Genomic DNA, 19,103 nt, shown 5'->3' with positions numbered 1-19,103 from the left:
TTACATTTTTAACCGAAAATAAAAGTGTCCGATTATGATACACTTTATGTTCGAAAATGCACACTCTTAAAAGCAAAATTTTATTTTTTTAAGCAATGTATATATTGTAATATTGTATTAATGGTTTTAAAGAATGCTAGCATATTAGTTGTCGATGACGATGCAGACGTACTCACCGCATTACGCTTACTCCTCAAACCACTTGTTAAAGAAGTTTTCACCGAAAAAAATCCAAACCAGATCATTTCTCTCATTGAGCGTACTCATTTTGATATTATTATTTTGGATATGAATTTTAGTGGGTTGGTCAATACGGGCAATGAAGGTATTTTTTGGTTAAATAGAATTCAGAAACAAAAGCCTGAAACTTCTGTAATACTTATGACTGCTTATGCCGACATTGACTTGGCCATAAGAGGTCTAAAGGAAGGAGCTTCAGATTTTTTAATGAAGCCCTGGAAAAACGAAAAAATAATTGAAACCATAACTACTATTCTCAGTAAAAAAACGGCTACGTCTCTCCAAAAAGATGGGTTCAATACGAGTAACACGGAAATTATTGGTGATAGCGAAGTTATGAATGACGTTTTCGTGAAATTAGAAAAAGTAGCACCTACAGACGCCAATGTTCTAATTCTTGGTGAAAATGGTACAGGTAAAGATTTAATTGCCCGGGCACTTCACGACAATTCTAATAGAAAAAACAAACCTTTTATAAAAGTTGATGTAGGCGCCTTAACATCTTCACTTTTTGAAAGTGAATTATTTGGCTACAAAAAAGGGGCTTTTACCGATGCTAGAGAAGATAGGAAGGGGCGTTTTGAAGCTGCAAATGGTGGTACTTTGTTTTTGGATGAAATAGGAAACATCACTTTAGGCCAACAAGTAAGATTATTAACCGTATTACAAAATAGACAGGTAACCCCTTTAGGTTCAAACGAATCCATACCAGTAGACATTAGATTAATCTGTGCAACCAACGAAGATCCAAAAGTTTTAGCAAATGAAAAACGGTTTAGAAAAGACTTAATCTATAGAATCAATACTGTGGATATAACCGTTCCGCCATTAAGAGAACGAGGTACCGATATTACCGAGCTGTCTCATCACTTTGCATCTCTTTATGCTGAAAAGTATAATAAAAATGGGTTTTCTTTTGATCCTGGATTTATTTCAAAACTAAAAAAACACGACTTTCCCGGCAATGTAAGGGAACTTCAGTATGTACTAGAACGTGCCGTTATTATGACAGATGGCGATGTTCTAAAACCCGAAGATTTAGTCTTTTCTTCTATTGAACGCTCAACTACCACCAAAAGCTTCGAAACTACAAGTTTAAATCTAGACGATATTGAAAAAAATGCCATTCTCACAGTATTGGAAAAACATAAAGGCAACGTCTCAAAATCTGCTAAAGAATTAGGTATCACAAGAGCTGCGCTTTATAGACGATTAGACAAATATGAACTATAAAGGCTACATTCTTAGATTATTTTTTAGAATTATATTCCTAGTAGGTCTTATTATAGGTTGTACTTATTTTATATACAAAGATCGTAATACTTACGCTGTAATAATTGGTTTGGGAATCTTATACGTACTGATTAACACTTATAGTTTTGTAAAACGTCGATTCGTTGCCATGGATGATTTTTTTGAAGCCGTAAAATATCGTGATTTTTCGAGATGGTTTCCTGAAGATCGAGGCCCTAAAGACATTCGGTTTTTATATACTGGTTTTAACGAAATCAACAGAACAATAAAAGAAATCAACTCCCAAAACCAGGCACAATATGTCTATCTTCAAAAAATTCTGGAAATGGTTGATATTGGTATTATTGCCTATAACCTTGAGACCGGTGATGTTTTATGGACCAATGATTCATTTGGAGATATATTGGATATGCCTTCGTTTAAGAACATTAGATTTGTTGAAAGCAGAAAACCAGAATTATTCAATACCATTTTTGAAACCTACCACAGAGAACCAAATTCTATTTCAATAGCATTACAGAATGAGAGCATAAAAATCTTAATTTCCGATACAGTCTTTCAAGTTGATGATGATGCTTTTAAGCTAATTGTTATTCAGGATATAGATAATACGCTCAATAAAAATGAATCAGAATCCTGGAAAAAATTATTGAGCGTAATGACTCATGAAATTATGAATTCCATCACACCTATATCTTCATTGGCAGATACACTTCAATCAAATTTACAGTTAGCCATTGAGCAACCCCAAAAAAACATCTTAGAATTAGATGACATAAACTCTGGCATAAAGACCATTAAGAACCGAAGTGAAGGATTATTGCAATTTGCCAAAACTTATCGAAGCTTAAGCAAGGTAACAAAATTAAACCTACAGCGCGTTAAAGTTGCAGAGCTATTTAGCAATATAAGGTTGTTAATGGAGCCATCTATAAAAGCTAAAAATATAGATATAGAATTTAAAATTTCTGGAGCAAAATTAGAGTTGGATATAGACACGCATCTTATAGAACAAGTCTTAATTAACCTTTTGCTCAATGCGGTTGATGCCTGTAAACACAAGGAAGATGCTAAAATAAAAGTACTGGCATCCCAAAATCGAAACAGAGATACTATCATTAAAGTCTACGATAACGGTTCTGGTATTCCACAAAATATTCTTGAGAATATTTTTGTACCATTCTTTACCAGCAAAACTACGGGCAGTGGTATTGGATTAAGTCTTTGCAAACAAATAATGCTGCTTCACAAAGGACGTATTATTGTAAAAAGTATTGAAGGTGAAGGCTCCGTATTTAGCCTAGTGTTTTAATTAAGATTTATTCATTTTCGGTAGTCGTTTTAAACTGGCACTAACGATTTCTTTTATAGTCACAACATTTAAAGGAAACTCCAGTATTACATGCAGTAAGCTGAGAAAAAATAGAACTGTCAATCCTGTGATGTAATCGTATAAATAAATACCTACCGACCCTAACCATATCACAATAATATACTTTGCCCGTTTATTGCTTAAACTCGATTTCCAACCTATAATTGAAGTTTTAGAAAACCAATTGAGATAATGATAAGTGTAGGCAAAGGCTATAAAGATCTGAATTTTAAGGACTACAGGTGACATCAAGTTAATAGTATCTCTATTTATATCCGTAAAAAAATCTGCAACAATGGTATTTATGGATAAAAACCCGCTTCTTAAAAATGTTTGCTGAACAAATTCTGAAATCTCATAGGATTTCGGCACTATATCTATAAAAAACAAGACTATCGGAGCCATGATTAATAACACGATACTTGTAATACCAGCTTTGGTATAGCACTTTAACTGACCGTAAATCATAAAAAGCAATGTGAAAATATAAACATGAATCAGCGTGGGTAAAAAAATACCCAATACCATAATAATCTTAGGTAATAGCAATAAGCATATAACCGATAGCAAAATGCTGACTATAAATGCTAAAATCAATTGTTTGGATTTTGAAAACAGAATCAAGCTTAAGGAAAATAAAAAACCTATAGTAATGATGATATGCTTTTGAGAGCTTATAAAATTGAAAAAATCATTATCAATATATTTAAGCAATGGGTATACAGCAATAACAGAAGCCAAAACGATAAATATCTTGTAAATTTTGGTTTTGGCCTTTATGAAATACTTTTTATCATCAAGCCAATTGATTTCCGTCAGATAATGTAGCGGCCCAAGAAAAGCATAGGAAAAAAGAAATAACTCAAAAGGTAGGTGTATTGCAGCTACAAAGGATATAATTAGCAACCCAATATTAATATAGTCAATAGTTTCACTCTTCATAATGAGGTTTCAAGATAAGCTTTCTATTAAAATTGAATTAAATATATTTAATTCATTTATCTTGTAGATTGAATATTCAATTACCAAGAATGGAAAAAACAGTTTCAGAAGCTATAGCATATCGAAGATCGACACGCATTTACAAAAATGAGCCAATTGACACTGCAAAAGTAAAAGAATGTCTAATTAATGCTTCATTGGCACCGACAAGCAGTAATCTTCAACTTTGGGAATTTTACCATGTTACAAACAAGGACAAATTAGAGCGATTAGCTAAAGCTTGTCTTGATCAAAATGCTGCTAAAACAGCTCAGCAACTCGTAGTTGTTGTTACAAGAAAAGATTTATGGCGCAAACGTGCGAAAGCAAACATTGAATTTTTGAATAGCGTATACAATAGAGAGGGATTAAGCGAACGTGATTTAAAACGAAAGAAAATGGCAACTGATTATTATAAAAAATTAATTCCTACAATTTATATTGACTTTTTTGGGATTCTCGGCTATATTAAATTTTTTATATTTCAAATTGTTGGACTGTTCAAACCAATTTATAGACAGGCACGCCTAAGTGATATGCGTATTGTGGCGCACAAAAGTGCTGGGTTAGCCGCTCAAAATTTTATGACCAGTATGGCCGCTATTGGCTACGATACGTGCCCTATGGAAGGAAGCGACACCTTAAGAGTAAAGCAAATTTTAAAACTTCCGAGAGGTGCCGAAATCAATATGGTTATAGGTTGCGGTATAAGAGACGATAAAGGGATCTATGGTCCACGTTTTCGGATTCCTTTTAAAGAGGTATATTTTGAGGTTTAGTTATTTTTAAAATTACTTATCCCTTTTTTAAGCCAATTGTTATATTCATCGACATCTGGTGTGTAGCCAACAGGATCAATTAAATTTTCTTCGTTATGCCCCATAAGAACATAATAAGGTTGCGTATTTGTTTTATACCTAATCGTCTGCATTTCACTCCATTTCTGACCCACATTTCTAAGTTTTTTACCAGGTCTTAATTTAGAATCTGGTGCTTCACCTTCAGGAAATTCTATTTGTTCGTCTACATAGAGAGATATTAATACTACATCATTCTTAAGCTTGGACAACACTTCTGGTTTTACCCAAACATTCTGTTCCATTTTACGGCAATTAACGCAAGCCCAACCTGTAAAATCTATCATTACTGGCTTGCCCACTTCTTTTGCGTAGGCTAGCCCTTTATCGTAATCATTAAAAGCTAAAATATCATGTGGAGCTAATAAATGTGCTCCTTCTGGTAAATCTGCATGATTATTAGCACCGCCGCCTTTAGAGTTTCCGACACCATAAGGGGATTCGCTGTAATCTAATGGTGGTGGAAATGCACTGATTAAATTCAGTGGTGCACCCCAAAGCCCTGGAATCATGTATATAGTAAAAGACAGCGTCAATAAACCTAAAAGTAATCTTCCGACTGAAATATGTTTCAACGGAGAATCATGTGGTAACTGAATTTTGCCAAGAAGATATAAAGACAATGCTCCGAAAATGGCTATCCAAATGGCTAAAAATACTTCGCGCTCTAACCAATGTAATTGTAAAACCAAATCGGCTTGAGATAAAAATTTAAAAGCAAGGGCCAGTTCTAAAAAACCCAAAACAACTTTTACAGTATTTAACCATCCCCCAGATTTTGGTAATGTGTTTAACCATCCTGGAAAAGCTGCAAATAGTGCAAATGGTAATGCTATTGCTGTAGAAAAACCTAACATACCAATTACCGGAGCGATTCCTCCTTTAGACGCTGCCTCAACGAGTATTGTCCCTACTATTGGACCAGTACATGAAAACGATACAATAGCTAGTGCTAATGCCATAAAGAATATACCTATTAAACCTCCTCTATCCGCTTGGCGATCAGCTTTATTTGCCCATGAATTTGGTAATACGATTTCAAAAGCACCAAGAAATGAAATAGCAAAAACAACCAATAACAAAAAGAAAATTAGATTAAACCATACGTTGGTTGCCAAAGCATTTAATGCATCTGCACCAAATATTGCTGTTATAATTGTCCCTAACAAAACATAGATTACTATAATTGATAATCCATAAATAATGGCATTTCTAATTCCTTTCGCCTTAGATTGACTTTGTTTTATGAAGAAGCTTACTGTCATAGGTATCATGGGAAACACACATGGAGTCAGTAATGCTACAAAACCTGAAAGAAAAGCAATAAGAAAAATTGACCATAAACCTCTTTGACTTTTTTCTTCGCTAGATTCAATATCATTGCCTGATACAGCTTTAGTTAAATCGAAATTTAGATCGATAAAACTTGGTGACAAGCATTTTCTATCATCACAGGCCATAAAGCCAACTTCGGCCTTTATGCTTTTTACATTAGCGTCAATGACTTTTATTTTTTGTTTAAATATTGCTGAATTTTTAAAGAATTTGATCTTCAGTTCGAAGACCTTATCCATAACCTCTTTTCCTTCTCCCTCTATAGTTTCCCCAACTAATTTCACTCCATCTCCCAACATATAATCGAAGCTTGTTGGTATTGGACCGCCTTCAGGCACTTTTTGCGAGTATAGCTTCCAATTATTATCAATTGTAGCTGATGAGACAAGGACATATTCTGTATCAGAAATTTTTTCAACTGAAGTCTTCCATTTAATGGGCTCTAGAATTCCTTCATCTATCTTACCTGTTTCAAATAAAGCTGTAGTAGTCTCTTCCTCAATATTTTCTACTATTTCTGCTGCTTTTAAATTAAACTTTAAATCTACATAAGTCGGTGGAAGACATCTTTTATCATCACAGACCATAAACTCAACTTCACCCTCAACAACAGACAACTCTTTATTAAGTAGCTTTACACGTTGCTTAAACTCAGCTTTATCTTCGAAGAATTTAATTTTCATTTCAAAAACTGGGTCATCTACAACATGCCCACCCTCTTCTACAGTTTTTCTTACAGTCTCATAACCTGAATTTTCTTTAAAAGTAAATGTCGTAGCTATCGGTCCACCTTCTGGTACATCTTGGGAATATAAGTGCCAGCCTTTATCTATTGATGCTGTTGCAATTAAATCGTATTCTGTATCAGAAACCTTTTCAACTTTTGTGTTCCATGCCACAGGTTCTAAAACTTGTGCAAATAAATTGAATGAAAAACAAAATGCTAAAAAGCAGTACAGAAGTCCTTTTTTAAACGTCATAGAATTATGCATTGAGCCACAAATCTAAGTCATATGGCTTTATTACAATTTTAAAGTCGTCTAATTTATAAAATCCTTATGGATTTAGATAAAAAAAGCCAAACAATATATGTTTGGCTTTTTACTTATTGTTGGTATAATCTTTAAGATCTTACCTCAATCTTTAATTTGTCAGAATGTTTCCATTTAGAAATACCTCCTTCTAAATCGTAGATTTTTTCAAATCCAGCATCCTTTAACTTTTTGGCACATTTAGCACTTCTATTACCACCTTTGCAATATAGGATTACTGGTTTTGCTTTGTCCAATTTTTTTATGTCTTCATCAAAGGTTGGAGACGTAAAATCTATATTCTGTGAATTTACAATATATTCTGCATTATGTTCCTCAGCCGTGCGTACATCAACCAATTGTACATCTTCCAATTCTATAATAGATTGCATTTCTTCAGCAGTGACAAGTTTTACATCTGTACTGGCTTCTTTACTGTCTAAACAACTTGTGCTTAAACCAATTGCTAATAAAAGACAACAGATTAAGAGTACTTTTTTCATAATTGTTATAAATTTAATTTTAGCTGGCGACATCTCCTTCCCACTCACTAAAACCACCGACTAAATTATAAGTGTTTGCAAACCCTAATTGATTCATTACTGCACAAGCTTGGGCACTTCGTCCACCAGCTTTACAATACACATAATAGTTCTTGGTTTTATCCAATCTGTCAACTTCATCAATAAAACCTTGACCTCTATAAATATCTATATGAAGCGCATTAGGTATAATTCCTAAATCCACTTCTTCTTGTGTTCTAACATCCAAAACAACCGAATTATTGTCTTCTTCTAGCTGTTTTGTCCAATCTTTTTGAGATAAATCTGCCATGCATTGCTATTTTGCCTAAACAAAATTAACATTTCCTTATGATATAGACGTAAAAAAATCCGAAGTGTTACACTCCGGATTAAATATTTAACATTTTATCCTGAATTTAATTCAGAATCTCATGATTGTTTTAATACCTATACCTTAATGGAACAACCAATGGCCCTAGTTTCTTTTACCTTAACTTCTTTTCCCTCCAATAATGCATCAACTGCATTCTCAACATATTTCTCAGTAACTTGGGAAGCATCTTTGTAATTATCATCTATAGCACCTATGTACTTTACCTCATTCCCTTTTTTAGTTTTTTCCAATATGTATATATGAGGTGTTTTGGTAGCTCCATACTGCGGATATATTTTCTGTCCTTTGTCCATTAAATAAGGAAATGTAAAACCTTTTGCTTTTGCTCTTGCTTTCATGGCTTCCATATTATCTCCTGGTTTAACATCGGTATTATTAGGCATAATTGCGATTACTGGATAGCCTTTATCTGCATATTTTTTATTTAATGCCTCAACTCTGTCCTCGTAAGCAACAGCAAAAGGACAAGTATTGCATGTAAACACAACAATAAAACCTTTAGCATCTTTATAATCAGAAAGTGACACCATCTTACCATCAATATTCTCTAGACTAAAATCTGTAGCAATATCTCCTACTTTGTAGCCGTTACCATCTGTATTAATTGTAAAAGCAGAAAATGTAAATGCCAACACCATAACTGCGAGTAATTTTAAAGTTTTCATTTTTTTAAATTTTAGGATTTGTTTGTTTTCTATAACATATTAATTGCCAAAAACCTACTTGGATCATGGGCTTAAAAATTGCTTTAATTCGGTTTCTAATTCTTCTTGCGTAAAAGACCTTTCGTAGAACTTTCTTTTGTCTCCTTTGTATATTATTGTCGCTGGAATTGCTCCAGTCCAGTCTTTATCGACCATAGCAACCCATCGATTCATATTGGTGTCATCTAGGGCTACAACTTCAGATTTAATATTCTTATTTTTAATGAAAGGTTTTAGCTTCTTATCATAATCTTTTGGAAAGTCTAGGCTTACCAAAAGCACTTCAACATCATTATCCTTGTATTTCTCATTTATAACCTCAAAGTATGGTAACTCTTTAACACAAGGAGCGCACCAAGTTGCCCAAAAATTAACGATATGCACCTTATCATCTTCTTTACTTATCAATGGTTCTAAAGCATCATAATCATAGATTTTGAGTTCTATGGACTCATCATTACAAGAAAAAACAACAAATAAGCATAAGAATAATATTCGCTTCATGCCATAAAGTTATCAATCCATTTGATGACCTTTTAATAATTAACAAAAAATTAATTTAAATGCTTGACATTACAGATTATCATTTCTATATTTGAATTTCAAATGAAAACAAAAACAAATCATACTTGGTGGTGGAATTTCTCAAACTCATGTTCGTGAAATAACCCTTGGTATACAAAATATATAAAAAGGCTTGTCATTCACGACAGGCCTTTTTTAATGCTGAATTTATTTTCAGCATCTTATAAATAAGATTACAGAGCAAAACAAAAAATACCACGTTAAAGGCGTGGCATAAATATGAAAACATTTAGCCTTTACACGCATTACAAAAAGATATTAGCAGATACTATTACACCTGTGAGCATTTACCTTAAGATAAGAGACAAGTTTCCCAACAGCATCTTATTAGAGAGTAGTGATTACCATGCCAATGATAATAGTTTTTCTTATATCTGCTGTAATCCTATTGCGTCGATACAAGTTAAAAATGGTGTAATCTCTCAGGCCTATCCAGATGGGAGTTCAAAAAATAACTTCACTGATAAAGTTGGTGTTGTAGATGAAATTCATAAATTCACTCAGCGATTTAAAGTAGATTCCAATAAAGAATTTAAATTCATTAATAATGGAATTTTTGGCTACACAGCTTATGATGCCGTAAAATATTTTGAAGATATAAACATATCAAAAAAAGAGAACTCTATTGATATTCCAGATATTTATTATGCAGTATATCAAAATATCATTGCCATTAATCATTTTAAAAATGAGGCCTATATTTTTGCACATTGTTTTGACACAGAAAATAATATTGATGAAATTCTTCAACTCATTCAAACTAGACAATATGCGTCTTATGGTTTTAATACTAAAGGTGAAATTGAATCAAATCTTACAGATGAAGACTACAAAAACCATGTGGAGCTTGCCAAAAAACATTGTGCTCGCGGAGATGTATTTCAGCTCGTTTTATCAAAACAATTTTCACAAGAATTTAGCGGAGATGAATTCAACGTCTATCGTGCCCTAAGAAGTATTAATCCGTCACCTTACCTCTTCTATTTTGATTATGGAAACTTCAAAATATTTGGAAGTTCACCTGAGGCCCAGTTAATAGTAAGCGATCATAAAGCTGAAATCCATCCAATTGCAGGAACGTTTAAACGTACAGGAAATGATCTCAAAGACGCAGAATTAGCAGAACTACTTATTGCCGATGACAAAGAGAATAGCGAACATGTAATGCTGGTAGACTTAGCACGTAACGATTTAAGTAGACATGGGCACGATGTTACTGTTGAGAACTACAGGGAAGTTCAATTCTTTTCGCATGTTATACATTTGGTAAGCAAAGTCACTGGCACAAAACATAAAAATACAGACACCATGCAAGTGGTAGCAGATACATTTCCTGCCGGTACTTTGAGTGGAGCACCAAAGCATATGGCAATGCAACTCATTGAAAAGTACGAAAAAACAAGCAGAACTTATTATGGTGGTGCCATTGGGTTTATGGATTTTGAAGGTAACTTTAATCACGCCATAATGATTAGAACATTTTTAAGCAAAAATCATAAACTCTTCTGGCAAGCAGGAGCAGGATTAGTTGCTAAATCCAATCCAGAAAACGAATTACAAGAAGTGTATAATAAGCTTGGTGCTTTAACTAATGCTATTGAACAAGCTAAGGAGATATAATGTTATACTGCAAGGTTGCCAAAAACTCTGTAGGTATTTAAGAAGTTTAATTAAAAGATATTCCGTTTTCGCGGAACATAAGATGAAAAAAGTATTAGTCATAGATAACTACGACAGTTTCACCTATAATCTAGTTCATTATTTAGAGGATTTAGATTGCGTTGTAACAGTAAAAAGAAATGATAAACTAACCATTGAAGAAGTCAATGCCTTTGATAAAATCGTCTTATCACCTGGTCCAGGGATACCAGATGAAGCTGGTTTATTAAAAGAGGTAATAGCTACTTATGCAGCATCTAAAAGTATTTTGGGAGTGTGTTTAGGACAACAGGCCATAGGTGAAGTTTTTGGTGGTACTCTAGAAAATTTAGATACAGTTTACCATGGTGTGGCAACTAATGTCACACTTTCTGTGGATGATGAAACCTTATTTAAAGGTCTCAATAAAACCTTTGAAGTAGGTCGTTACCATTCTTGGGTTGTTAATACTAATTTACCTGATAGCTTAGAAGCAACATCTTTCGATACTAACGGACAGATTATGTCTTTGCGACACAAGCTTTATGATGTTAAAGGAGTTCAGTATCACCCAGAATCAGTTTTAACACCAGATGGAAAAAAGATATTAGAGAATTGGGTTAATAGTTAGTCACAACCTAAACCCTTCCTAAAGGGAAAGACTTACAAAGTTCTCTAATAGGCAGAAAGTATATTAATAATTAAACACAGTAATCCCCTTTCTTAAGGAAAGGGTTAGGATAGGATGAAACAACTACTAAATAGACTTATCAATCAAGAAAGTATCTCTAGTGAAGAAGCAAAAAATGTTTTGGTAAACATTTCTAAAGGAGACTATAACCAAAGTCAAATAGCTTCTTTTCTTACGGTATATATGATGCGCGGTATTACTATAGAAGAGCTTAAGGGTTTTAGAGACGCACTTTTAGAATTATGTATTCCAGTAGATTTGGATGGTTACAACACTATCGATTTGTGTGGTACAGGTGGTGATGGTAAAGATACGTTTAACATTTCGACATTATCATCTTTCGTAACTGCTGGTGCTGGAGTCCACGTGACAAAGCACGGTAATTACGGAGTCTCTTCCGCCTGTGGTTCTTCAAATGTAATGGAACATTTAGGCATAAAATTTACAAATGATATTGACTTTTTAAAACGTAGTATAGATGAAGTGGGGATTTGTGTATTACACGCTCCGCTTTTTCATCCCGCCATGAAAAATGTAGCACCAATTCGAAAAGAATTAGGGGTAAAAACATTTTTTAATATGCTAGGGCCAATGGTAAATCCTGCCTTGCCCAAAAACCAGATGGTTGGTGTATTTAATCTTGAATTATTGAGGCTTTATGGTTATCTATATCAAGAATCTGATAAAAAATATGTGGTTGTACATGCTTTAGATGGCTATGATGAAATCTCTTTAACAGGAAAAACAAAGGTGATTTCAAATACTTCTGAAATACTATTCGAACCCAAAGATTTAGGATTAAATAAAATTGAGCAAAATGAGATCTTTGGAGGAAATACAGTGCAACAAGCAGCTAGATTATTTATCAAAATCATCAATGGCAATGGTTCTGAAGCTCATAATAATGTAGTCTGTGCCAATGCAGGATTAGCTATAGCTACTGTAAAGCAGGTTTCTCATAAAGAAGGATTTGAATTAGCCAAGGAGTCTCTATTGAGTGGTAAAGCAAAAGAGCGTTTGAATAAATTAGTTGAATTGAGCAAAAAATAAACCTTGAGTAAGAAGTCAACATTTCGCAATTTATACACTGAATACTGAATACTGAATACTGAATACTGAATACTGAAACTATGACCATTTTAGATAAAATAATAATTGATAAACGTAAAGAAGTAGATTTACGAAAATCTCTAATTCCAATACAACAGCTAGAAGCTTCAATACTTTTTGAAAGCGAAACACTATCGCTTACACAAAAATTAAAAACAAGTCAATCAGGAATCATAGCTGAACACAAAAGACGTTCACCATCAAAATCAGTAATCAATCAAAGTTTAAATGTTCAAGATGTTGCCAAAGGCTATGAAGATGCCGGAGTTTGTGGTATGTCTGTATTAACAGATGGAAAGTATTTTGGTGGATCACTAGACGATTTAATAGTAGCGAGAGCAAGTTGCGATCTTCCACTATTAAGAAAAGAATTCATCATTGATGAATATCAAATCATAGAAGCTAAGGCTTATGGTGCGGATGTTATCTTATTAATTGCAGCTATTTTAACCAGAGATGAGATTAAACAATTTTCAGAATTGGCAAAAAGTCTTTATCTCGATGTTTTATTGGAAGTACATAACGAAGAAGAATTGCACAAGTCAATTATGCCATCCTTAGATATGTTAGGGGTAAATAATAGAAACCTTAAGACTTTTGAAGTCAGTTTAGAAACTTCAAAACAATTAAGCGAACAGATACCTAATGATTTTGTAAAAGTATCTGAGAGTGGTATTAGTGCTGTTGAGGCCATAAAGGAATTACGGCCTTATGGTTACAAAGGGTTTTTAATTGGTGAGAATTTTATGAAAACGGATAATCCTGGAGCAAGCGCAATAGAATTTATAAACACTTTGGGAACATGAAATTAAAAGTCTGTGGCATGAAACACAATATTGCTGTAATTGCACAACTGCAACCAGATTATTTGGGTTTTATATTTTATGAAAAATCACCTCGAAATTTTGAAGGTACAATCCCTAAGTTTCCACAAAATATTAAGAAGGTTGGTGTTTTTGTGGATGAAAAAGTAGAAGTCATTGTAGATAAAATTGAAAAATATCAACTTGATGCAATTCAATTACATGGACATGAATCTCCTGAAGTTTGCAGATTGTTAAAATCTACGAACAAAGACATCATAAAAGTCTTTTCTATAAAAGATGAATTTGATTTTAGTGTCTTAAAACCATATGAAGATTACGTAGATTATTTTCTATTTGACACCAAAGGAAAGTTACCTGGCGGAAACGGCTATACTTTTAATTGGGATGTACTAAAAGGGTATCCTTCGACCAAGCCTTACTTTTTAAGTGGTGGTATTGGGTTGGACGAACTTGAAAAAATTAAAGCATTTAAATCAATTACAGCTTCAAAATATTGCCATGCCATAGATGTAAATAGCAAATTTGAAATTGAACCAGGATTAAAAAGTATTGAAGATTTAGAAAAATTTAAAGATTCGTTATGAGTAAAAGAGATAAGATTAATAAAAAAATTAAAAAGCACTTTGAAAACAAACTCTACTCTAGAATTAAACGTGGTATAAAGGGTGACTTTGAAGAAATCTTAAGAGGATATATCATAAAATATTCTGATGATTTCATCCTTGTTAAAGAAGAAGATGATTTTGAATTCAGAGGTTATCAAATTATTCCAACTTATACAGTAAGAGGAATTAGATATAATGACAATGACAAATATTACGATTTCATAAATAAATCTGAGTATAAAAAATCTTGGTTTGAAACAGATGAATTATCAAATATTGATTTAAGTTCCTGGAAGACAATTTTTACTGACTTAAAGGCCAAAGAACTACATATTATTACCGAATGTGAACGCTTTAAAGATAAATTGTTTTGTATCGGATCTATAGCTGAATTGACAAAAAAAGCTGTCCATATTGAGTATTTTAATGCTCAAGGATATATAGATGAATTACCTGTGAAGCATAAATACAAATGGATCACCAAAGCCACATTTGGTGATAATTACACAAGAGTATTTTCAAAATATAAGAGAAAAAGGGAAGAAGAATGAAAAAAATATACAACATCAACAACAAAGGCTATTACGGAGAATTTGGTGGTGCATTTATACCAGAAATGCTCTATCCAAATGTTGAAGAACTGCGGCAGAATTATTTAAAAATAATGGAAGAACCGTCATTTCAAGAAGAGTTTAGTCAATTATTAAAAGATTATGTTGGCCGTCCTTCACCACTCTACTTCGCCAAGCGATTAAGTAAAAAGTACAATACAAAAGTGTATTTAAAACGAGAAGATCTAAACCATACTGGCGCACATAAAGTCAATAATACCATTGGGCAAATCCTTATGGCAAAACGTTTGGGTAAAAACAGAATCATTGCCGAAACAGGAGCTGGCCAACATGGTGTTGCTACCGCAACAGTTTGTGCACTTATGGGCATTGAATGTATTGTCTATATGGGGAAAATTGATATTGCTCGCCAAGCACCAAATGTAGCACGCATGAAAATGTTAGGTGCAGAAGTTAGACCTGCCTTATCTGGTAGCCGAACACTAAAAGATGCAACCAATGAAGCTATTCGCGATTGGATTAATAACCCTGTGGATACACATTATATTATTGGATCTGCTATTGGACCTCATCCTTACCCAGATATGGTGACCAAATTTCAATCTGTAATCTCTGAGGAAATAAAATGGCAATTAAAGGAAAAGGAAGGCAAAGAAAATCCTGATTATGTGGTAGCTTGCATTGGTGGGGGCAGTAATGCCGCAGGAACGTATTATCACTTTTTAGATAATGAAGATGTTGGTATCATAGCTGTTGAAGCGGCAGGAAAAGGGATTCATTCTGGTGAAAGTGCCGCAACATCTGCACTAGGGAAAGAAGGTATAATACATGGCTGTAAAACACTTTTAATGCAAACCAAAGATGGGCAAATTACAGAGCCATATTCTATTTCTGCTGGGTTGGATTATCCAGGTGTTGGTCCGTTACATTCACATTTATATAAATCTGGACGAGGTGAATTTTATTCGGCAACAGATGATGAAGCCATGACAGCTGGTTTAGAACTAGCACAGCTAGAAGGTATTATTCCTGCTATAGAAACGAGTCATGCTTTGGCTATTTTTGAACATCGAAAGTTTCAATCAGATGACATTGTGGTCATTAGTTTATCTGGTCGAGGTGATAAAGATTTACAGAATTATATTGATTATTTTAAATTGTAGCGTCATGCTGAACTTGTTTCAGCATCACAATAGAAATGAAATACAGTTTTGTTTACATAATGACTAATACCTATAGAACTACTTTTTATATTGGTGTTACAACTAATTTGGAAAAGAGAGTTACTGAGCATTCAAATGGTATCGGTTCAAAGTTCACAAAAAAGTATAACCTCAAAGATTTAATCTATTTTGAAAAGTTTACTGATGTAAATCAAGCTATAGACAGAGAAAATCAATTAAAAAATTGGCACAAAGAATGGAAACTAAACCTTATTAAAGAGAAGAATCCAAAACTTGAAACACTAAAAATTATGTGACCCTGAAATGAATTCAGGGTGACGACACTTAAAATATGAACAGAATAAACCAAAAATTAAAGGAAGACAAAAAACTCTTATCCATATATTTCACGGCGGGGTATCCTAGTATAAATGATACCGTTAGCATCATTCAAAATCTAGAAAAAAGTGGTGTAGACATGATTGAAATAGGATTACCTTTTAGTGACCCTTTAGCAGATGGACCAACAATACAAGCGAGCTCTACTGCTGCGCTTAAAAATGGGATGACAAGCAAATTATTGTTTAAACAACTCAAAGATATTCGCCAAACCGTTTCAATTCCATTGATAATAATGGGCTACTTTAACCCAATGTTACAATATGGTGTTGAAGCCTTCTGTAAAAAATGCCAAGAGGTTGGTATTGACGGTTTAATTATTCCTGATTTACCAGTGGATGTTTATCATTCAGAATATAAAAAAACGTTTGAAAAATATGGTCTTATCAATGTATTTTTAATCACGCCTCAAACCTCAGATGAACGTATTCGTTATATCGATTCTGTCTCCGATGGGTTTATTTACATGGTAAGCTCTGCCAGTACAACCGGAGCTAAAGTTGGCTTTGGAAATACACAAACCAAATACTTTGAGCGCATTGCCAACATGAACCTTAAAAATCCTCAAATTGTTGGTTTTGGCATTTCAAATAATAAAACTCTTACACAAGCCACAAAATACGCCAAAGGAGCTATTATTGGAAGTGCTTTTGTTAAGCATCTTACCAAAAAGGGTAAGAGTTCTATTCAAGAATTCATTAATACAATTTTAAAATCGTAGATAACAAATTATTATAAATTCAACTTATTTCATATTTTTGGTTTACCAGTTTTATGACCATGAAAAAGATTGAATTTCCATTAACATTAGTCTTAAGCCTAACTTATCTGTATACCTTTGGGCAGGTAACATTGAATGCGGATGGACCAGGCAACACTTATGAACTAATTACTTCTGTTTTAGCACCGGGTTATAACCCTATAGAGGTTCCAGATTGTAATCATTCAGCTTTTGGTAGACATATCGACGAAGTGTTTGATGCAGAATTGAACAAGAATGTGTTTAGATTTTCCATACATACCACTCCCGATAATGATCGTTGTATAAATTTTGATAGGCAGCGCAACGAAATAAAATCTTATGACCAATCGCCAGATAACCTATTGGGTGTTGAAGATGAAGTAGTAATCTATAAATGGAAATTTAAACTTGATGCTGATTTTCAGGTATCGCCTAATTTTACACATCTACATCAATTAAAATCTGTTGGCGGTAGTTTAGCTTCAATGCCAATGTATACACTGACTGCAAGAAAATCAAACCCTGATTGTATCGAATTAAGGTATGCAGAAACTGATACTCAGATAACACTATTGCAAACAGATTTAACACCTTTTAAAGGACATTGGCTAAATGTTACAGAAACAATTACCTATGGTAATTCTGGAACATATACTATTATTATTAAAAAAGAAAGTGATGATTCTATCTTACTAAACTATTCTAATAACTCAATTATAAATTGGCGGCCAAACGCTGAGTTTGTCAGGCCTAAATGGGGAATTTACAGAAGCTTAAATTCTGCAAATGATTTAAGAGATGAAAGTGTGTTATATTCAGATTTTAGTATCGAAGAAGTAAGCGACTTATCCATTACTGAAGTCAATAAAAATACTATTAGTTTATACCCAAATCCGGTTACAGATATTTTAAACTTTAAACTCAATCTCAATTTAACATATGATAAAATAGAAATATATAATAGCCAAGGTAAATTAGTACAAGATTATGATGAAGATTTTACAGACACCTCTATTGATATTTCATCTTTTGAAACTGGATTTTATTCTATTTAAAAAAAAATTCAATGATTGCCAATCAAAAATTTCTAATTGACTAGCTTTGGGGTATAATTAGAATAATGCCACTCAACATCGTCCTTATAGAACCCGAAATCCCAAACAATACTGGTAATATTGGTCGTTTGGCTTTAGCCACAGGTTCGCGATTACATTTAGTAAAACCTTTTGGTTTTGAAATTGATGACAAACGTCTAAAACGCGCGGGATTGGATTATTGGCAACATTTAGAAGTCATCTATTACAATTCCATGGATGATTTTTTTGTAAAAAACGAAAATGCCATAATGGTCTTCTTATCGAGTCATGGCAAGCAATCGCATTGGGATATTAATTACGCTAACGATATGTTTTTAGTCTTTGGCAAAGAATCTGTAGGCTTACCAAAACCATTAATCGAAAAACATAAAACACAACTTTTTAAAATACCAATGTACAGCCAACACATTAGAAGTCTTAACCTTGCCAATGCCGTGAGCATAATTGTTTATGAAGGCTTAAGGCAATTACGTTAATTTTATCATAAAACAAATTTAAGGATTAAACCCTTTCAAAAGGTTTAAGTCATAGTAGTGTTCATTAATTAAAAACACAAAAATTATGATTTCAAAAACAGTTAAAATTAGTCTATGTATTGTTGCTTTATCTGCTATTTCATTCGTAAATGCGCAAGAACATAAAGGTAAAAAAAGAAGCAATCCAGAGGAGCTCTTTAAAAAATTAGACACTAATACCGATGGTGAACTTTCTTTAGAAGAGTTTAAATCTAAACGTCAAAGAGAAGATATAAAAGCCGAAGTTATTAACGAACGTTTTAAAACCTTAGATACAGACGGCAGTGAAAGTCTCTCTATGGAAGAGTTTAAATCCCTAAAAGAATTGGCAAAAACAGAACGTATTGAAAAGCGTTTTACAAAAATGGATGCAAACGGAGATGGTAACATCGATTTAGAAGAGTACAAAGCGTTTGTAGAGAGCACAGAAAAACATAAAGCCAATCGAAAGCACCGAAGACATTGAT

21 protein-coding genes are annotated in these 19,103 nt (G+C 33.3%); 15 read left to right on the top strand and 6 right to left on the bottom strand.

What is annotated here, in order from left to right:
* Positions 1-120 precede the first annotated feature (120 nt).
* Positions 121-1,473, top strand: coding sequence for a sigma-54-dependent transcriptional regulator (locus KCG49_RS12120; RefSeq protein WP_218546832.1), 1,353 nt, complete (start codon positions 121-123; stop codon positions 1,471-1,473).
* Positions 1,463-2,806, top strand: a complete 1,344-nt coding sequence (locus KCG49_RS12115) for a sensor histidine kinase (protein ID WP_218546831.1) — start codon at positions 1,463-1,465, stop codon at positions 2,804-2,806. The genes KCG49_RS12120 and KCG49_RS12115 overlap by 11 nt, the downstream gene beginning before the upstream one ends.
* On the opposite strand, the gene KCG49_RS12110 is transcribed toward KCG49_RS12115, so the two are convergent.
* On the bottom strand, positions 2,807-3,808 hold the full coding sequence (locus KCG49_RS12110; protein WP_218546829.1) for a hypothetical protein: 1,002 nt from the start codon (positions 3,806-3,808) through the stop codon (positions 2,807-2,809).
* 89 nt (positions 3,809-3,897) lie between these two features.
* On the opposite strand from KCG49_RS12110, the gene KCG49_RS12105 reads away from it, so the two are divergent.
* The gene (locus tag KCG49_RS12105; protein WP_218546828.1) at positions 3,898-4,626 is read left to right on the top strand and encodes a nitroreductase family protein; all 729 of its coding nucleotides are present in this window, start codon (positions 3,898-3,900) and stop codon (positions 4,624-4,626) included.
* Here KCG49_RS12105 and KCG49_RS12100 read toward each other — a convergent pair.
* The 5 genes from KCG49_RS12100 to KCG49_RS12080 all read right to left on the bottom strand — a co-directional run bounded on the left by KCG49_RS12100 (position 4,623) and on the right by KCG49_RS12080 (position 9,196).
* Positions 4,623-7,019 carry a protein-disulfide reductase DsbD family protein gene (locus KCG49_RS12100; protein WP_256259985.1) on the bottom strand — a complete coding sequence of 799 codons (2,397 nt, stop codon included), beginning with the start codon at positions 7,017-7,019 and terminating at the stop codon, positions 4,623-4,625. The two genes, KCG49_RS12105 and KCG49_RS12100, sit on opposite strands and share 4 nt — an antisense overlap.
* A gap of 143 nt (positions 7,020-7,162) precedes the next feature.
* Positions 7,163-7,573, bottom strand: a complete 411-nt coding sequence (locus tag KCG49_RS12095; RefSeq protein ID WP_218546827.1) for a rhodanese-like domain-containing protein — start codon at positions 7,571-7,573, stop codon at positions 7,163-7,165.
* Positions 7,574-7,592: 19 nt separating this feature from the next.
* Positions 7,593-7,904, bottom strand: a complete 312-nt coding sequence (locus KCG49_RS12090; protein ID WP_218546826.1) for a rhodanese-like domain-containing protein — start codon at positions 7,902-7,904, stop codon at positions 7,593-7,595.
* 137 nt (positions 7,905-8,041) lie between these two features.
* Entirely contained in the window at positions 8,042-8,653 is a 612-nt protein-coding gene (locus tag KCG49_RS12085) for a thioredoxin family protein (RefSeq protein WP_218546825.1), read from the bottom strand.
* 63 nt (positions 8,654-8,716) lie between these two features.
* Positions 8,717-9,196: a TlpA family protein disulfide reductase gene (locus tag KCG49_RS12080; RefSeq protein WP_218546824.1), complete on the bottom strand. Its 480-nt coding sequence runs from the start codon at positions 9,194-9,196 to the stop codon at positions 8,717-8,719.
* 300 nt (positions 9,197-9,496) lie between these two features.
* On the opposite strand from KCG49_RS12080, the gene KCG49_RS12075 reads away from it, so the two are divergent.
* The 12 genes from KCG49_RS12075 (at position 9,497) to KCG49_RS12020 (ending at position 19,102) form a co-directional block, all read left to right on the top strand.
* Positions 9,497-10,897: an anthranilate synthase component I family protein gene (locus tag KCG49_RS12075; RefSeq protein ID WP_218546823.1), complete on the top strand. Its 1,401-nt coding sequence runs from the start codon at positions 9,497-9,499 to the stop codon at positions 10,895-10,897.
* A gap of 82 nt (positions 10,898-10,979) precedes the next feature.
* On the top strand, positions 10,980-11,546 hold the full coding sequence (locus KCG49_RS12070; RefSeq protein ID WP_218546821.1) for an anthranilate synthase component II: 567 nt from the start codon (positions 10,980-10,982) through the stop codon (positions 11,544-11,546).
* Positions 11,547-11,660: 114 nt separating this feature from the next.
* Positions 11,661-12,656: an anthranilate phosphoribosyltransferase gene (gene trpD, locus KCG49_RS12065; protein ID WP_218546819.1), complete on the top strand. Its 996-nt coding sequence runs from the start codon at positions 11,661-11,663 to the stop codon at positions 12,654-12,656.
* 80 nt (positions 12,657-12,736) lie between these two features.
* Entirely contained in the window at positions 12,737-13,522 is a 786-nt protein-coding gene (gene trpC, locus KCG49_RS12060) for an indole-3-glycerol phosphate synthase TrpC (RefSeq protein WP_218546817.1), read from the top strand.
* Complete coding sequence (locus KCG49_RS12055) at positions 13,519-14,127, top strand: phosphoribosylanthranilate isomerase (RefSeq protein WP_218546815.1); 609 nt, start codon at positions 13,519-13,521, stop codon at positions 14,125-14,127. Before trpC ends, KCG49_RS12055 begins: the two co-directional genes overlap by 4 nt.
* A complete protein-coding gene (locus KCG49_RS12050; protein WP_218546813.1) occupies positions 14,124-14,699 on the top strand; it encodes a hypothetical protein in 576 nt (191 codons plus the stop codon). Before KCG49_RS12055 ends, KCG49_RS12050 begins: the two co-directional genes overlap by 4 nt.
* Positions 14,696-15,883 carry a tryptophan synthase subunit beta gene (gene trpB / locus KCG49_RS12045; RefSeq protein WP_218546812.1) on the top strand — a complete coding sequence of 396 codons (1,188 nt, stop codon included), beginning with the start codon at positions 14,696-14,698 and terminating at the stop codon, positions 15,881-15,883. The genes KCG49_RS12050 and trpB overlap by 4 nt, the downstream gene beginning before the upstream one ends.
* Positions 15,884-15,918: 35 nt before the next feature.
* On the top strand, positions 15,919-16,200 hold the full coding sequence (locus KCG49_RS12040) for a GIY-YIG nuclease family protein (RefSeq protein ID WP_218546810.1): 282 nt from the start codon (positions 15,919-15,921) through the stop codon (positions 16,198-16,200).
* A 35-nt stretch (positions 16,201-16,235) separates the two neighbouring features.
* Positions 16,236-17,003, top strand: coding sequence for a tryptophan synthase subunit alpha (gene trpA, locus KCG49_RS12035; protein WP_218546809.1), 768 nt, complete (start codon positions 16,236-16,238; stop codon positions 17,001-17,003).
* A 59-nt stretch (positions 17,004-17,062) separates the two neighbouring features.
* Positions 17,063-18,079, top strand: coding sequence for a T9SS type A sorting domain-containing protein (locus KCG49_RS12030; protein ID WP_218546808.1), 1,017 nt, complete (start codon positions 17,063-17,065; stop codon positions 18,077-18,079).
* A gap of 65 nt (positions 18,080-18,144) precedes the next feature.
* The gene (locus tag KCG49_RS12025) at positions 18,145-18,597 is read left to right on the top strand and encodes a tRNA (cytidine(34)-2'-O)-methyltransferase (protein ID WP_218546807.1); all 453 of its coding nucleotides are present in this window, start codon (positions 18,145-18,147) and stop codon (positions 18,595-18,597) included.
* Between the two features lie 85 nt (positions 18,598-18,682).
* Positions 18,683-19,102 (top strand): EF-hand domain-containing protein, encoded by a 420-nt coding sequence (locus tag KCG49_RS12020; RefSeq protein ID WP_218546806.1) that lies wholly within the window; start codon positions 18,683-18,685, stop codon positions 19,100-19,102.
* Position 19,103: the final 1 nt, after the last annotated feature.

Source organism: Winogradskyella luteola (genome assembly GCF_019203985.1).
Lineage (GTDB): Bacteria > Bacteroidota > Bacteroidia > Flavobacteriales > Flavobacteriaceae > Winogradskyella > Winogradskyella luteola.
This window is presented reverse-complemented; position numbering and strand designations above follow the sequence as displayed.

Bases quoted from the DNA above. Each gene is read 5' to 3' on its own strand.
- KCG49_RS12120 (WP_218546832.1), top strand. From the start codon at position 121: ATGGTTTTAAAGAATGCTAGCATATTAGTTGTCGATGACGATGCAGAC.
- KCG49_RS12115 (WP_218546831.1), top strand. From the start codon at position 1,463: ATGAACTATAAAGGCTACATTCTTAGATTATTTTTTAGAATTATATTC.
- KCG49_RS12110 (WP_218546829.1), bottom strand. From the start codon at position 3,808: ATGAAGAGTGAAACTATTGACTATATTAATATTGGGTTGCTAATTATA.
- KCG49_RS12105 (WP_218546828.1), top strand. From the start codon at position 3,898: ATGGAAAAAACAGTTTCAGAAGCTATAGCATATCGAAGATCGACACGC.
- KCG49_RS12100 (WP_256259985.1), bottom strand. From the start codon at position 7,019: ATGACGTTTAAAAAAGGACTTCTGTACTGCTTTTTAGCATTTTGTTTT.
- KCG49_RS12095 (WP_218546827.1), bottom strand. From the start codon at position 7,573: ATGAAAAAAGTACTCTTAATCTGTTGTCTTTTATTAGCAATTGGTTTA.
- KCG49_RS12090 (WP_218546826.1), bottom strand. From the start codon at position 7,904: ATGGCAGATTTATCTCAAAAAGATTGGACAAAACAGCTAGAAGAAGAC.
- KCG49_RS12085 (WP_218546825.1), bottom strand. From the start codon at position 8,653: ATGAAAACTTTAAAATTACTCGCAGTTATGGTGTTGGCATTTACATTT.
- KCG49_RS12080 (WP_218546824.1), bottom strand. From the start codon at position 9,196: ATGAAGCGAATATTATTCTTATGCTTATTTGTTGTTTTTTCTTGTAAT.
- KCG49_RS12075 (WP_218546823.1), top strand. From the start codon at position 9,497: ATGAAAACATTTAGCCTTTACACGCATTACAAAAAGATATTAGCAGAT.
- KCG49_RS12070 (WP_218546821.1), top strand. From the start codon at position 10,980: ATGAAAAAAGTATTAGTCATAGATAACTACGACAGTTTCACCTATAAT.
- trpD (WP_218546819.1), top strand. From the start codon at position 11,661: ATGAAACAACTACTAAATAGACTTATCAATCAAGAAAGTATCTCTAGT.
- trpC (WP_218546817.1), top strand. From the start codon at position 12,737: ATGACCATTTTAGATAAAATAATAATTGATAAACGTAAAGAAGTAGAT.
- KCG49_RS12055 (WP_218546815.1), top strand. From the start codon at position 13,519: ATGAAATTAAAAGTCTGTGGCATGAAACACAATATTGCTGTAATTGCA.
- KCG49_RS12050 (WP_218546813.1), top strand. From the start codon at position 14,124: ATGAGTAAAAGAGATAAGATTAATAAAAAAATTAAAAAGCACTTTGAA.
- trpB (WP_218546812.1), top strand. From the start codon at position 14,696: ATGAAAAAAATATACAACATCAACAACAAAGGCTATTACGGAGAATTT.
- KCG49_RS12040 (WP_218546810.1), top strand. From the start codon at position 15,919: ATGAAATACAGTTTTGTTTACATAATGACTAATACCTATAGAACTACT.
- trpA (WP_218546809.1), top strand. From the start codon at position 16,236: ATGAACAGAATAAACCAAAAATTAAAGGAAGACAAAAAACTCTTATCC.
- KCG49_RS12030 (WP_218546808.1), top strand. From the start codon at position 17,063: ATGAAAAAGATTGAATTTCCATTAACATTAGTCTTAAGCCTAACTTAT.
- KCG49_RS12025 (WP_218546807.1), top strand. From the start codon at position 18,145: ATGCCACTCAACATCGTCCTTATAGAACCCGAAATCCCAAACAATACT.
- KCG49_RS12020 (WP_218546806.1), top strand. From the start codon at position 18,683: ATGATTTCAAAAACAGTTAAAATTAGTCTATGTATTGTTGCTTTATCT.